Raw genomic sequence first — 14483 nt, forward strand, 5'->3', positions numbered from 1 at the left:
TGAATCCATGACGTGACGATCAATCAGGCTTCTTTGAAAGCCTTCATCTGCTGCAGGTGATGAGAGATGTTCTTGAACTTGTGCGTCTCTCGTTCATCCCACACGATGTTGTAATAATTCTTCAATTCACGCTCAGTTTCGCCATTATCGCGCACTTCATCCTGAACGGAAAGGATGCAGAGGCAATTTCCTGAATTTTTACTACGAAACTCAGACACACATTTGGTGCCTATATCTTCGTACTCTTCCGGCCGGTCGATCTTGCCCTGCATGTTGATCTCGGGGTGCAGGTTGGGGTTGAAGATCACCTGCTTGATGCCGCACAGAAAGCCAATGCGCTCGCTCCAGTAGCCACCCAGTCCCACCCCGCAGATTAGAGGCTTGGGATCGGTACTCATGTCGAGCTGCTTCTTCACTTCCTTGAGCAGATGGCTCATGTCATGACGGGGGTGAACCGTGCTGTAGTGCACGAAACGTACATCATCATCGATAAACTGCAACTGCAGCACTTTCTCGTGATTGCCTGGGCTGGTGGCATCGAAGCCATGCAGATAGATGATCATGGATAAGACCTCAGGATCTGTGTCGGTTTTATCGAAACTACCCCAGCGGCAGGGCCCTGCGCCACCAAAACATCCAACTTTCTTGCTTTGGATCACGCCCTCTGTTGCTGATGAAACCAGAGCGGCGGGGCCGGCTCGCCATCGGCTATCAATCTGAGAGCCAGACCGACCGAAATGATAACCGGGCTACCAATCTGACAGCCCTCCCCTGCCGGCAGGAAAACGATTGGCAGCCATCGATGCTGTCAAGCGTGATCCCGCCTGCAAAAATGCGCATGAACAGGGCCAACAGGCCCCCATTCATGCCGACCGAGCACGGTTCCTGCACTCCCCCTGTGATGCAGCGCGAAGGCGACCTTCGTCTGCGTGGCCGGATCCTGGTCGACCCGGTCCTCATCCATGAACGGGACAGCCAGCCTGCCCCATCTTGCCCGGCCAGAGCCGCCGGGTCGCAAGGAGTGATCTGTTCATGCACCAGACCCAGCCCCCCGGGGCGGCCAAGGGCCGCGCCATCGACGAAGTGGAGCGCCTGCTCCCCCCCGGCCAGCTCTTTACCCTCGGCCTGCAGCATGTGCTGGTGATGTATGCCGGCGCCGTGGCGGTGCCGCTGGTCATCGGCGGCAGTCTGGGACTGCCCAAGGATCAAATTTCGTATCTCATCAGTTCGGATCTCTTCTGCTGCGGCATCGTCACCCTGCTGCAGTGCCTCGGCATCGGCCGCTTCGCCGGGATCCGCCTGCCGGTCATCATGTCGGTCACCTTCGCCGCCGTCATGCCGATGCTGGCCATCGGCGCCAACCCAGCGCTGGGGCTCACCGGCATCTTTGGCGCCACCATCGCCGCCGGCATCCTCTCCACCCTGCTGGTACCGCTCATCGGCCGCTTGATGCCACTCTTCCCCACCGTGGTGACCGGGGTGGTCATCACCTCCATCGGCATCAGCATCATGCAGGTGGGCATCGACTGGATGGCGGGGGGCAAGGGCAACCCCGAGTACGGCAGCCTGCGCTACATCGGCACCAGCTTTCTGGTGCTGGCCTTTATCCTGCTGGTGACCCGCTTCACCAAGGGCTTTTTCAGCAACATCTCGGTATTGCTCGGCATCCTGTTCGGCTTCGGGGTGGCCATCGCCATGGGGGAAGTGAGCCTGGACGGCCTGAGTGAAGCGGCCTGGTTCGCCCCAATAGTGCCGTTCGCCTTCGGCTGGCCCACCTTCGATCCCATCTCCATCGCCACCCTCACCGTCATCATGCTGATCACCTTCATCGAGTCGATGGGGATGTTTCTGGCGCTCGGCGACATCGTCGGCCACCCGGCCAGCCGGGGCGACATAGTGCGTGGCCTGCGGGTGGACGGCATCGGCGCCATCATAGGTGGCATCTTCAACAGCTTCCCCCACACCTCCTTCTCCCAGAACATCGGGCTGGTGAGCGTGACCGGGGTGTCGAGCCGCTGGGTCTGCGTCATGTCGGGGGGGATCCTGCTCGCCTTCGGCCTGGTGCCCAAGATGTCGGTGCTGGTCGCCTCCATCCCCCCCTTCGTGCTGGGGGGCGCCGGTATCGTGATGTTCGGCATGGTGCTGGCCACCGGCATCCGCATCCTGGCCAGGGCCGACTACAACAGCAATCGCCACAACCTCTACATCGTCGCCATCAGCTTAGGGATAGGCATGATCCCCACCGTCTCCGGCGCCTTCTTCCAACACTTCCCCGCTGCCCTGCAGCCGTTGTTTCACAGCGGCATCCTCTTGGCCACCCTCAGCTCGGTGCTGCTCAACCTCTTTTTCAACGGCTACCAGCCGGACCTGCGCCACCAGCCGAGGCCCCTGCTGGTAGGGCCGGTGCGCCCGCCCGCTCAGCCGCAACCAGGCAAACCCGCCCCATAAAAAAACCGCCGGACAGCATGGCTGCCCGGCGGTTCCATTCAGCAAGCCAGTGTTAACCGCGGGTCTGGGCGAAGCGCTCCACCGCCGCTTCCACCAGCGCCAGGCTCCCCTGCCAGAAGGCGGGCTCGCGAATGTCCTCCCCCAGGTGCTTGGCCACCAGCTCTTCTGCGCTCATGCGGCCGGTATCGCGCAGCAGGTCGCGGTAGGCCTGGGCCACATTCTGTTCTCCCGCCTTCTGGCGATGCATCAGCTGCTGATAGACGCCGAGGCTGAACAGATAGCCGAACAGGTAGGGGTAGTTGTAAAAGCCAAACCCGGCGATGGAGAAGTGCGCCTTGGCCGCCCAGAACAGGGGGTGATAGCGGCACAGACTCTGCTCGTACCAGCGGCCCCAGGCCTCGTCGGTCAGCGCCTTGAGCCGGGCCGGCGAGACATAGCCAGACGCCCGTTCCGCCACCAGGGCGCGCTCGAAATCGAAGCGGGCCGGGATGTTGACCAGGAAGGTGGCGGCGCCATCGGCTTCGGCCCAGGCGATGGCCTGCTGCTCTTCCGAGCTTTGCGCCTGCTCGAACAGGGCGCTGCGCACCAAGGTTTCGGCGAAGATGGAGGCGGTCTCCGCCAGCGTCATGGGGTAACGACGCTGGCTCATGGGCAGATCGCGAATGAGCCAGTTGTGCCAGGCGTGGCCCAGCTCGTGGGCGAGCGTGATGACGTTGTCCATGGTGCCGGCATAGGTGATGAAGACCCGCGGCTCCACCGGCTCGGCAAACTTGGTGCAGTAGGCCCCGGTGCGCCGGTTGGGGGTGGGCGCAGCATCGATCCACCCCTTTTCGGCCATCATGCGGGCAAATTCCCCCATCTCTGGATCAAAACAAGAGAACGCATCGGCGATGATCTCGATGGCCTCCTCGAACGGGATCTCGCGGCTCACCGCGGCCGGCGGCGGGGCAAACAAATCCTCCGGCCCCAGCTCCTCGATGCCGAGGCGCTCGGCCATCAGCCCCAGCGCCCGCTGACCCAGCCCGCGTGCGCGCCAGGTCTCCTGCATCAGGGTATCCAGGGTCGCCCGCTCGATATGGCTCTGATGGCAGGAGAGATCGAGCGCATCGAGCTGGCGGCTGCGGCCGCGCTGGCGCGAAAGCTCAAGCCGCCAGCCATTGAGGGCGTTCAAGATGGCGGCCACCGTCTCCTGCTCCCCCTCCCAGCCGGCGCTGATGGCATCGAACGCTTCCCGGCGCAGGGCCCGCAGCGGGCTGGAGAGCAGGTTGCTCGCCTCGGCCAGCCCCATCTCGCGGCCATCGATCACCAGCCGGATCTTGCCCACCAGATCGTTGTAGAGGTTGCCCCAGGCGTGCAGGCCGTCGGTGCCAAGGCCGATCACCAGCTGCTCAGCCTCCACCGGCAGGCGCTGATCCTGCAAAAGGCGCTCGTGGCGCAGCCGGTACGCCTCCTCCCCCAGCAGGGAGTCGGCCATCAGCTGCTCGAATTCGGGTTCCGGCAGGGCCAGCATCAGATCCTCGACCGGCGCCAGGGTCTTGAACAGATCGGCATTGAGGGCGCGGGCACGGGAGGCCAGCTGCTTGGCCAGCTCGTCGCGGGCATCCTGACTGCCACGGCAGGCCGCCAGCACGGCCAGGTTCCAGCCAATGTTGTGAATGTCCCGAGTCCGCAGCCGCACCTCGCGCAGGAAATCCTGCAGCGCCTGCGCATTGGCCCGGGCGGCGCCAAGCCCCTCGATAAACTGGCCGAGCTCGTCCAGACTGGCGCGCGCCAGGGCGAGATCCGCGCTCACCTGCGGGCAGTCGAGGGCGGGATAGATATGCTGGTTTTGCCACTGTTGTGGGTAGATTCGTTGCTGCATCAAACGCTCGTCATCAGGTTGCGGGGCCGGGCCCCGTTGAATGCGCGTGGCGAGCCACAGGCCCGCCACCAGGATAAAAACGGCCGGGCTACCTACACCAGCCGCTCGAGGCGGGCGACCGCCTCTTCCACATAATCGAGACTCTCCTGCCAGAAGGCAGGTTCACGAATGTCGACCCCCAAATGCTTCTCCACCAGCTCTTCTGCGCTCATGCGACCGGTGTCGCGCAACAGCTCCCGATAGGCGTGGACGAACTCGCGGCCCGCCCGCGCCTGCTGGGCATAGAGCCCCAGGCTGAACAGGTAGCCAAACAGATAGGGGTAGTTGTAGAACCCGAGCTCGGCGATGGAGAAGTGGCCCTTGCTGGCCCAGAACAGCTCGTCATATTGACTCAGGGTGTCACCATACCACTGCTGCTGCGCCGATTTCATCATCTGCCGCAGCTGGCCGGCCCCCACGTAGCCCTCCTCCCGCGCCGCCACCAGGGTCCGCTCGAAGGTAAAACGGGCCGGCACGTCGAGCAGCAGGCTGGCGGCCCGCTCCCCGTCCAGCCAGGCGATGGCCCGGCGCTGCTCCATGTTGTCGGTGGCCGCCAGCAGGGCATCGCGCACCAGCGCCTCGGCAAACAGGGAAGCTGTCTCCGCCAGCGTCTTGGGGTAGTCACGCTGCTCCAACGGCAACTCCCGCATCAGCCAGCTGTGCCAGGCGTGCCCCAACTCATGAGCGAGCGTGATGACGTTGTCCAGGGTCCCCTCGAAGGTGAGAAACACCCTTGGCTCGGGCGGCTCGGCATACTCGGTGCTGTAGGCGCCGCTGCGCCTCTGTTCGCTCGGGGCAGCGTCAATCCAGCCATTGGCCGCCATCATGCGGGCAAACGCCCCCATCTCGGGATCAAACCCGGCGAAGGCATCGGCCACCAGGGTCAGCGCCTGCTCGAAGCTGATGAGGCTGCTCGCCCCGACAGGCGCCGGGGCATAGAGATCCCAGGGGGCGAAGTCGTTGATCTGCTGGGCGCAGGCCATGGCACGCAGGGCGCGCCGCCCCAGCTCCTTGTGCTCGCCGGCCGCCGTCATCAGGGTCTCCAGGGTGGCCCGCTCCAGGTGCCCCTGATGGCAGGAGAGATCGAGCGCATCCCACTTGCGTTCCTTGCCGCGCTGGCGAGCCAGCTCGTTGCGCCAGCCGTTGATGGCGTTGAGGATGGCGGCCACCGTCTCCTGCTCCGCCTCCCAGGCCGCCTGGATGGCGTGCCAGGCCGCGGCGCGCCGAGACCGCTGCGGGTGGGCCAGCAGGTTGTCCGCCTGGGCCAGCCCCATGGGCTGCCCCTCCACCACCGGCCTGAGCCTTCCTACCAGGCCACCGTAGAGATCCCCCCACCCCTGCAGGCCATCCACGCTCAGCCCCGCGATCAGCTGCTCGCTCTCGAGCGACAACCACTGATCCCGCTGGCGCCGGTCGTGGCGAATGGCGTAGGCGAGTTCGAATAGCTCGGGATCCTGCAGCAGGGCGCGTACCTGCTCCTCGGGGGCACGCACCCAGAACAGGGCCACCGGTTTGCAGAGCTGGGCCAGGCTTGCCTGCAACTGCTGGCCGCGGGAGAGCAGCAGCCGGGCCGCCTCGTCGCGCCCGTCCCGACTGAGCCGGTTGTAGCCGTAGGTCTGCCAGTTCCACTCCAGCAGGCGTACCTCGCTCCAGCAGGCCCGGATGGCCCGCAGCAGATGGCGCAAAGCATTGGTGTCGTTGGTCTTGGGCAGTTCATCCAGCAGGGGTTGCAGGCGCTTCATGGCCTCGCGGGCACGCTGGAAGTCGGCGTCGATCGCCGGGCAGTCGGGGGTGGCATAGATGTGATCATCCTGCCAAACGGGTGGTTTCATGACGTTCCTTGTCTGTTTGCATCCATGTGGGTTGACCCCGCCTCTGTGAGCGGGTGTCAACCGGATAGTACGAAAGGAGGCCGGCCCTTGCCTAGCCCCCATCCGAGGCAACAGACGAGACAATATCTGACGGGATGACCCGCTATCGCGGAAATGCCTACCGACAGTCAGGCCACTGGCACTATTTGGCGGGCTTGAGCTTGCTCACCAGGGTCATGGCCAGCACCAGCACCAGCCCGGCCACCACGCCGGCCACGGCGTTGAGCAGGGTCGGCGTCACCAGTGCGAGGGCTGCGCCGACCGCAGGCAGGGTGGCCACGGCAGCGGCAGCCCCTTCAATCAGGTGGTGCACGAAAGGCCAGCCATGCACCAGGATGCCGCCCCCCACCATGAACATGGCGATGGTGCCGACCAGCGCCAGCAGGTGCATCAGCCGCGGCGCCGTCACCAGCAGCCTCTGCCCCACCGCCCGGCGCAGGGTGCCACCATCGGGCTTTTGCAGCAGATGCAGGCCGATGTCGTCGAGCTTGACGATGAGCCCCACCAGGCCGTAGACCCCCACTGTCATCAATACGGCAATGCCCGCCACCACCGACAGTTGCAGTGCCAGGCTGGCTCCCTGCACGGTGCCGAGGGCGATGACGATGATCTCGGCCGAGAGGATAAAATCGGTGCGAATGGCCCCCTTCACCTTCTGCTGCTCAAAGGCAACCAGATCATCGGGAATGGGTGCGGTATGCGCCTCCCCCTCGCTCGCCTCATGGGGCAGAAACTTGTGGGCCAGTTTCTCGGCCCCCTCGAAGCAGAGGTAGGCACCCCCCAGCATCAGGAGCGGGGTGATGAGCCAGGGCACCAGGGCGCTGATGGCGATGGCGGCCGGCACCAGAATAAGCTTGTTGCGAAACGACCCCTTGGCCACCGCCCACACCACCGGCAGCTCCCGCTCGGCGCGCACCCCGGAAACCTGCTCGGCGTTGAGGGCCAGATCGTCCCCCAGCACCCCGGCGGTCTTCTTCGCCGCCACCTTGGTCATCAGCGCCACGTCGTCGAGTACGCTGGCAATATCGTCAATCAGGGCCAACAAACTGGTTCCGGCCATATCAGAAAATCCTCATCAGGGTAGTCAGGGTCCCACGGTTCACCGGCGGCAACTGCCGATGTCGAGAGCGATGCCGGCCGAAGGGGGATCCCTATTGCGGGAAAAGATGGCACAGTGTAACCAGAAGCCGCCCGTTCGGCAGCAACCACATCAGGGTCATTTGGCCTTGATTCATCCGGTGCCCGCAGGCCCAAGGAGTGTTCCATGCAACCCTGGCAACCGCTGCTCACATTCTGGTTTGGCGAAGAGAGTGACGACGTCACCCGCGCCAAACGCCAAGCGCTCCTCTGGTGGGGCAAAAACAGCGCCACCGACGCCCTGCTCGCCAGCCGCTTCGGTGACCAGGCCGCAGCAGCCGCCGCTGGCGAGCTTGCCCACTGGGCCGAATCGGCCGAGGGCCGGCTGGCCCTGATCCTGCTGCTGGACCAGCTGCCGCGCAACATCCATCGGGGCACCCCGGCCGCCTTTGCCCAGGATGCCAAGGCGCGGGATCTCTGCCTCAAGGGGCTCTCGCTGGGAGCGGATCTGGCGCTGCCACCGCTGGAACGGGTCTTTTTCTACCTGCCGCTGGAGCACGCCGAATCCCGCGAGCAGCAGGCCAGAAGCGTGACCCTGTTCGAGGGACTGGCGGCTGAACAGGCTGACGGCCCGGCGCGGGAGACCTTCGCCGGCTTTGCCGACTTTGCCCGCCGCCATCAGGTGATCGTCGAGCGTTTTGGCCGCTTCCCCCACCGCAACGCCATCCTAGGCCGCGCGAGCACAACGGAAGAGACCGACTTCCTGCTGCAACCGGGGTCAGGTTTCTGACCCATAAAAAATCCCCGCCATGTGGCGGGGAGCTGGCACCCATAGTGATCACTGGATGCGATAGCGAGAGATCTGCTGGTGAATATTCTCGGTGGTCACATTCAACTCTTCCGCCGCAGCCGATGTCTCTTCCGCCGTGCTGCTGGTCTGTTGGACGACCTGGGCAATCTGCTCCACCTGATGGGCAATGGACTCCGCCGCCGAGCTCTGTTCGCGAATCGCGATGGTGATCTCACCGACCTGATCCATGACGCGATGGGAAGCATGACGGATCTGGGTAATGATCTCCCCGCTTTCAGTGGCCATGGCCACCCCCTGCGCTACTTTCTCTTCCACCTGAACCATCTTGGTCACCGTGAGCTGGGAACCCTGTTGAATCGCCTCCACCGTCTCCGAGATCTCCCTGGTCGATTGGGCCGTCCGCTCCGCCAGTTTGCGTACCTCGTCAGCCACCACGGCAAAACCTCGACCCTGTTCACCGGCTCGTGCGGCTTCAATGGCCGCATTCAACGCCAGCAAGTTGGTCTGCCCCGCCACATCGCTGATCACGTTCACCACGCCACCGATCCGGGAAATGCCATCACCCAATGCCGACACTTCGCTGGAAGCCTGACGAATGGCCTCTGCGATCTCGTTGATGGCTTTCACCGTTCTGTCTATCGTGGTCCCCCCATCGCTGGCTAGCTTGCCGGATTCATTGGTGATGCGGCTGGCCTCCTGGGTTCGCTGGGAAATATCCGTGATGCTCACCGTCATCTCTTCCACCCCGGCGGCAATGAGACTGGTGGCATCGTTGGCCTGGCTCGCCGACGAGGCAAGGTGATGAGCCGCCTGGGAGAGCGACTCGGCCGTGCTTTTTATCTGCAGGCTGCCCACTGAAAACTCGGTAAAGGTTTGCTGCAAGGTGTCCAGCAGACGATTGACAGCCGAGAGGGTCAGACCAATCTCATCTTGCTGGGCCACCTTGGCCCGCAAGGTAAAGTTCAAATTGTGCTGAATATCGGAGAGCGTCGCCATCGCCAGCCGCAGTGGATTGGCGACCTGTCTGAACAACCAGATAAACAGCACCAGGGTCAATATTCCGGTACCGCACGAAATAAACAGCATGGTCTGGAGGCTATTGTCGTAGTTCTTTTCACCCTGCAGTTTGACTGCCGCCCCCAAATCAATATTGAATTTCACATGTTTATCTATGGCCTTGGAAAACTGTTCGAACAGTGGCATGACATTGCTGGCGATAAAGTCTCTGGCCTCGGTGTTTTTATTATCACGAGACAATATCAGGACCTTTTCTATCTCCTGATAATATTGCTCGATGATGCGCTGATCATCCGTCGTCAGTTGCCGATCCTCTTCATTGGAGAGCATCTCTGCTTGGTATTTTTGCAACAGAGAGCGGATTTCAGTACGCAGATCTGCAATGCCCGTCTCAATCTGATTCATCTTGCTGTTGTCGGTATTGAGCACATGGGTCTGGATCAAGGCGTGCAATGCGTAAAAATCGGCTTGTACCTGTTTGATGAGGGAGATGCTGGGCACCGTATTGTCGGTGACATAACCGAGATCAGTGTCGGCAGCAGAGAGTCGGTTGATGCTGAACCAGCTGAGAAAGGTCAGGGCCAGCATAACCAGCAGGGCAATGAGTTGAAGCCGGCGAGCAATGTTCATAAAGGCATACTCCGTTAATAAACTCCATTGCAGTGTAGACGATGGGCAACCTCCGGATGGCCCGTAAAATGTGCGCTTCCTTGCACATCTGTCACTGCTGCCAGCCCTCGCGTTTCACCCGCTGCCGATGGTCAGATCCAGGCCCGAAAATAGCCTCGCAGGCTGAATGTGAATGCGAAAAAGACCCGGTTACGACTGCGCCGGCCAACCAATAAAAAAGAAGGAAGACATGTCGTCTTCCTTCTCGCTATTTATATTCGCTCGGGATGACCCGGCAGGCCCGCAGTGTGGCGGCCGTCGATGAAGGTCACGCCGCCTCCGCCAGCTCCTCTTCTTTTTTCTGGTAAGCCTGCGGCGTGAGCCCCAGCAGCTCCTGCACGGTGGAGGCCACCGTGATGGAGGAGATGGTGCCCACCAGGATGCCGGCGAACAGGGTGAAGGAGAAACCGTAGAGAGCGTCGCCACCGAACAGCAGCAGAGCCCCCACCGTGAACAAAGTAGTGCCCGAGGTGATCATGGTGCGGCTGAAGGTGGCCTTGATGGCCGCGTCGGAGCAGTCGTGGATCCCCATCTGGGTGCGCGAGCTGAGCAGGTCCCGCAAGCGGTCGGAGATGACGATGCTGTCGTTGAGGGAGTAGCCGATCACCGCCATCAGACCGGCGATGACGTTGAGATCGAACTCGATGTTGAACAGCGCCAACAGCCCCAGCGCCACCAGACCGTCGTGCAGCACCGACACCAGGATGCCGATGGCCTGACGCCACTCGAAGCGTACCGCCAGGTAGGCGGAGATGGCCAAGGAGGCCACCAGCACCGCCAGCATCCCCTGCTGGAACAGCTCGGCGCCCACCTGGGGGCCAACGATGGTGGTGCGCAGCAGCTCCACCGGCAGGTTGAGCTGCTGGCCCAGCATCACCGCCAGCTCCTCGGCCGGCCAGGGCAGCTCGTGGGGCGGCAGCTTTATCAGCCACTCGCCGGGCACGCCGGCGCCATGCAGCTCGACTACGCCCGCCAGGGGAGCCGTCAACAGGGCGTTGAGCTCATGGGCCTCCTTCAGGGTCTGGATGCGAAACTCCAGCAGGATGCCCCCGGTAAAGTCGAGACCGAGGGAGAGGCCGTTGATGGCGAGCACCGCGATGCTCGCCACGGTCAGCAGCACGGAGGCCCACAGGCCGATGTAACGCCAGCGGGTCAGCCCCATGGCAATGATCATTCTCAGCATTTTTCTTCCCTCGACAGCAGATGGCTCTGGCTTCCCGCAGGGAAGCCCATGGCGCGGGCGCGGAGCAGGCTCGAACGCGCGGCGCGATGACACAGGTGGTGATCCGTCATGGTCACACCCTCAGCAGCTTGGCGCTGCTCTTGCCCCACAGGGGGTTGATGATGGCGCGCGTGCCCCAGATGCCGGTCACCATGCTGGAGATAAGGCCCAGGATCAGGGTGATGGAGAAGCCCTGCAGCGGCCCGGAGCCGATGGCATAGAGCACCACGGCGCAGATCAGGGTAGTGATGTTGGCATCGAAGATGGTGCGAAACGCCGAGCGGTAACCAAAGTCGATGGCGTTGGCCAGCGAGCCCCCTTCCCGCAACCGGTCCTTGATCCGCTCAAAAATGAGCACATGGGTATCCACCGCCATGCCGACGGTGAGTACCAGACCGGCGATCCCCGGCAGGGTCAGCACGGCCCCCGGCAGCACCGCCAGCATGCCCACCTGCATCAAGAGGTTGGCGATGAGTGCCGTGATGGCGACCCAGCCGAACTTGCGATACCAGGCCATCATGAACAGCATCATGCCCGCCATGCCAAACGCCAGCGCGGTGAAGCCCGCCTCTATGTTCTGCAGACCCAGGGTCGGGCCTATGCTGCGCTCTTCCAGGATCTTGAGGGGCGCGGTGAGGGCGCCGGCGCGCAGCAGCATGGCCAGCTCCTGGGCTTCCGGTACGCTGCCAATCCCGGTGATGCGGAACTGGTTGCCAAGGGCGGTCTGGATGGTGGCGACATTGATCACCTCGCTCTGGGCCCGCAACTTGCCCTGGGCGTTGGTCTTGTACTCGGTGAAGACGGTGGCCATCGGCTTGCCCACGTGCTGGCGGCTGAACTGGTTCATCTTGCTGCCGCCCAGACTGTCGAGCACGATGTTGACCTGGGGTTGCCCCATCTCACCCATGTTGGCGCGGGCATCGACGATGTGCTCACCGGTCAGCACCGGCTTGCGAGCCAAGCCAATCGCCTGGCCGCTGCGATCCGCCATGAAGAAGCGGCTGTCGGCCTGGGCTTCGTAGAAGGCCAGCGAGGCGGTGGCCCCGATCACCTCTTTCGCCTGCTTGGGATTGTGCACCCCGGGCAGCTCGATGCGGATGCCGTCCTGACCCTGGCGCTGGACCGAGGCTTCGACGATGCCAAGCTCGTTGATCCGCTTTTTCAGGATCGACAGGTTCTGGGTCACCGCGTTGTTGGCCAGCAGGGTGCGCTCGGCCTCGCTCATCACCAGCCGCAGCTCGTTGCCGCTGCGCTTGAGGGTCCACTGATCCTGCCGGGTGCCGGCGGAATCCTTGATGATGGTGAGCCAGGGCGCCTGATCGGCCACCTCAGGCAGGGTCACCCTCACCTCCCCTTCGCTCACCCGGGCCACGTTGGCGCCGCGCAGGCGCGCCTCGCGAAACTGGGTGCGCAGCATGTCCACCAGGTTCTTGGTCTGGTTGTCGATAACGAAGCTCAGATCGACCCCGATCAGCAGCTGGGAGCCACCGCGCAAGTCCAGCCCGAGCTTGATGGGGGCGGCGCCGAGCTGACTTATCCAGCCGGGGGCGTTGGAGTAGAACTCCAGGGTCAGCGCCGAGCTGTCATAGCCCTGCTGCTCCAGCAGCTGCTTGGCGCGCTGCTGCTCTGCCTGGCTGGCAAACACCAGCTCGACCCGCTCGCCCTGCTGCACCTGCTTCTGCGGTTCGATGCGGTTGTCGGCCAGCAGGGTACGCTGCGCCTCGGTCAGGCTGGTCTGGCCGTGCAGGCCGAGGGAGGGCTGCTCACCGAAGAAGGTGGGCAGGGAGTAAAAGGTAAAGGTGAGCAGCATCAGCAGCAGCAGGGCGTACTGCCACATGTTCATGCGGTTCAAGGTGATACGACTCTTTTTTCTCATGAAATCAGCCTCTGTCAGGAGAAGGCGGCGCACTCGCCACGCCCGGGCGGCGGCACGCAAAAAAACAGGAATAAGACAGTGGCCCGTTCACGCGCGGTGAGCAGGCATCAGGAGGCGATGAGGTGGTATGAAGGACCGGACCCCATCGGGATCAGGCGAGGTAGCTCTGACAGAAACGGTATTGCAGGTGCTGGCGTTGCAACCGGTGCCGATGGATGGTGGCAAACCGATCGCGGAAACTGTGCTTGCGATAGAAGAGAGCGGCATAGAACAGCAGGCCGCACAGCAGCAGCAGGATCGCCTGTTGGGACCAGCTGGTGACAAGCTCGTACACCACGCTGCCGGGCTGGTTATCGCTGCGCAGGGAGTGCTCGAGCCGCAGCAGATGATTCTGGTGGGAGCTGACGAACTTGACGATGCCGTCGTCGCTGTCGCTGGCACTGTGGATCACCTGGCCTTCGTCGGACGCCGCCGCGGCGTCATCCATCAACTGACCATGCTGGGCGTGATGCTGGGATACGGGCAGGGAAAACCCCTCCACCGAGAGGGTGGAGAACAACAGAGCGAGGGTGATGAGCAGGGTCATCAGCGCCAGTTTCACTTTGTCGGTCAGGTTCAAAAAGTTAATTCCCGCATAATAGAAAGGGCAAACTACCACAGGGGGCCCGTTGGAACAAGGATGAAGGGGTCGCCAACCCCCTTCCCCACAGGCTGGCCGCAACCATTACCCCTCAGACATCTGCCTGAAATCGCGGGCATATCCCTTGAGCAGGCTGTAGAGATGGGCCCGCTGGGAGATGTCCAGCGACTGGCTGAGATCGCTCAGCCAGTTGACGGTGCGCTGGCGCGACTGATCGGTGTAGCCGGTGAAGCGACCATCCATCAGGCCGTCCCCCTGTTGCAGCAGAGCGGTGAGCTGGGCGCCGAAGTCCTGGCTCTGGCGCTGCTTCATCAGCCGATCCAGCTCCTTGGTCCAGGCGGTCTGAAACTCAAGCCAGGGGGCCTGCAGTTCGTACTGCCACTGGGCCCACTGGGCCACCAGCGGGGCCTGGGCCGGCTTCACCTCGCCAATCCAGAACACCAGCCGCTCGTTCATCTTGTCGCGAAATTCCTTGAGCATCTCCTCCCTGGGCTTGTCGGCAAACTCTTTTTCCCGCTCGGCCTGACGGGTGAGCCTGTCCTTCATGAACATGGCCACCTGCGCCTCGGTCAGGGTACGCGCCAACCGCACCGCCCGCGGCACCGTGTCCTCCAGGGTGCGGGTCAGGCTCTGCTGGGCCGCATCCAGATGGCGGGAGACCTGGGCCGGGGTCATGGGGCTCGCCACCGCCTTGGCCAGCGCATCGAGATCCTTGGCGTAGCGCGGTACCTCATACTGGCGGTGCCAGGCCATCAACCCCTTCACTTCGTTGTCCAGCAGCCGCTTCTGGCTGCGATCCAGCGAGAAGTAGTCGTCCAGCTGCCAGACGATGGCCACGTCGAGCCAGTAATAGACGACCCGGGTGGAGCAGCCGGCCAGCAGCAGACAGAGCAGCAGCAGACTCCAGCTACTGGGCTTGCGCCAGGAAAAGGTGGTCACCATGCAGGGCTCC

11 protein-coding genes are annotated in these 14483 nt (G+C 63.1%); 2 read left to right on the plus strand and 9 right to left on the minus strand.

What is annotated here, in order from left to right; genetic code table 11:
• Positions 1–23 precede the first annotated feature (23 nt).
• A complete protein-coding gene (gene ycfP, locus AB5Y95_RS10525) occupies positions 24–563 on the minus strand; it encodes an alpha/beta hydrolase YcfP (RefSeq protein ID WP_005302119.1) in 540 nt (179 codons plus the stop codon).
• Positions 564–1032: 469 nt separating this feature from the next.
• Between ycfP and AB5Y95_RS10530 the strand changes: the two genes are divergently transcribed.
• On the plus strand, positions 1033–2448 hold the full coding sequence (locus tag AB5Y95_RS10530) for a nucleobase:cation symporter-2 family protein (RefSeq protein ID WP_368160949.1): 1416 nt from the start codon (positions 1033–1035) through the stop codon (positions 2446–2448).
• Positions 2449–2500: 52 nt separating this feature from the next.
• Here AB5Y95_RS10530 and AB5Y95_RS10535 read toward each other — a convergent pair whose 3' ends face one another.
• The 3 genes from AB5Y95_RS10535 to AB5Y95_RS10545 all read right to left on the minus strand — a co-directional run bounded on the left by AB5Y95_RS10535 (position 2501) and on the right by AB5Y95_RS10545 (position 7279).
• A complete protein-coding gene (locus AB5Y95_RS10535) occupies positions 2501–4309 on the minus strand; it encodes a M3 family oligoendopeptidase (RefSeq protein ID WP_043169536.1) in 1809 nt (602 codons plus the stop codon).
• 92 nt (positions 4310–4401) lie between these two features.
• Complete coding sequence (locus AB5Y95_RS10540) at positions 4402–6180, minus strand: M3 family oligoendopeptidase (RefSeq protein ID WP_368160951.1); 1779 nt, start codon at positions 6178–6180, stop codon at positions 4402–4404.
• Positions 6181–6361: 181 nt separating this feature from the next.
• Positions 6362–7279 (minus strand): DUF808 domain-containing protein, encoded by a 918-nt coding sequence (locus tag AB5Y95_RS10545; RefSeq protein WP_368160952.1) that lies wholly within the window; start codon positions 7277–7279, stop codon positions 6362–6364.
• Positions 7280–7483: 204 nt separating this feature from the next.
• Here AB5Y95_RS10545 and AB5Y95_RS10550 point away from each other — a divergent pair, with 204 nt between their 5' ends.
• Positions 7484–8086: a DUF924 family protein gene (locus AB5Y95_RS10550; RefSeq protein WP_368160954.1), complete on the plus strand. Its 603-nt coding sequence runs from the start codon at positions 7484–7486 to the stop codon at positions 8084–8086.
• A gap of 48 nt (positions 8087–8134) precedes the next feature.
• Here AB5Y95_RS10550 and AB5Y95_RS10555 read toward each other — a convergent pair whose 3' ends face one another.
• From AB5Y95_RS10555 to AB5Y95_RS10575, 5 genes are all read right to left on the minus strand, one after another.
• A complete protein-coding gene (locus AB5Y95_RS10555) occupies positions 8135–9754 on the minus strand; it encodes a methyl-accepting chemotaxis protein (RefSeq protein WP_017784064.1) in 1620 nt (539 codons plus the stop codon).
• Positions 9755–10061: 307 nt separating this feature from the next.
• On the minus strand, positions 10062–10976 hold the full coding sequence (gene secF / locus AB5Y95_RS10560; protein WP_026141873.1) for a protein translocase subunit SecF: 915 nt from the start codon (positions 10974–10976) through the stop codon (positions 10062–10064).
• Between the two features lie 112 nt (positions 10977–11088).
• Positions 11089–12891, minus strand: a complete 1803-nt coding sequence (secD, locus tag AB5Y95_RS10565) for a protein translocase subunit SecD (protein WP_026141534.1) — start codon at positions 12889–12891, stop codon at positions 11089–11091.
• 151 nt (positions 12892–13042) lie between these two features.
• On the minus strand, positions 13043–13549 hold the full coding sequence (locus AB5Y95_RS10570; RefSeq protein ID WP_322111579.1) for a hypothetical protein: 507 nt from the start codon (positions 13547–13549) through the stop codon (positions 13043–13045).
• 66 nt (positions 13550–13615) lie between these two features.
• On the minus strand, positions 13616–14473 hold the full coding sequence (locus tag AB5Y95_RS10575) for a DUF6279 family lipoprotein (protein WP_017764232.1): 858 nt from the start codon (positions 14471–14473) through the stop codon (positions 13616–13618).
• Positions 14474–14483 lie beyond the last annotated feature (10 nt).

Source organism: Aeromonas sp. R5-3 (assembly GCF_040908225.1).
Classification (GTDB): Bacteria; Pseudomonadota; Gammaproteobacteria; order Enterobacterales; family Aeromonadaceae; genus Aeromonas; species Aeromonas dhakensis.